This is a genomic window from Achromobacter sp. SIMBA_011, from assembly GCF_046535435.1.
Lineage (GTDB): Bacteria > Pseudomonadota > Gammaproteobacteria > Burkholderiales > Burkholderiaceae_B > Achromobacter > Achromobacter dolens.
Map to the genome: position 1 here is coordinate 1 of NZ_JAWRWN010000551.1, position 268 is coordinate 268.

The following is a 268-nucleotide window of genomic DNA, read 5'->3' on the forward strand; positions in this document are numbered from 1 at the left end:
GCCGCCGTGAGACTCAGGCGATTCGCCCAGTCGTACTTTGCGCCGATTTCATACTGATGCGACTCGACGGGCGGCAGGAACGCATAAGCATTGCTCGCACGCACGGGCGCCTGATCGCCGAGCGACAGATCCTTGCTGTACGACGCATAGAGCGAGAGCGGCGCAACCGGCTTGTAGACCAGCGCGATCTGCGGCAGCAACGCCGATTTGTCGGTGCCGGTCTCCGGGCCGTCCTGGCTCGTCCACGCTTTCTGGCGCAGGAACACGG

1 protein-coding gene is annotated in these 268 nt (G+C 64.2%); it reads right to left on the reverse strand.

From position 1 onward, the window contains the following. On the reverse strand, positions 1-268 hold a 268-nt coding region (locus tag SB816_RS32105; RefSeq protein WP_410548257.1), incomplete at both ends, for a TonB-dependent receptor domain-containing protein.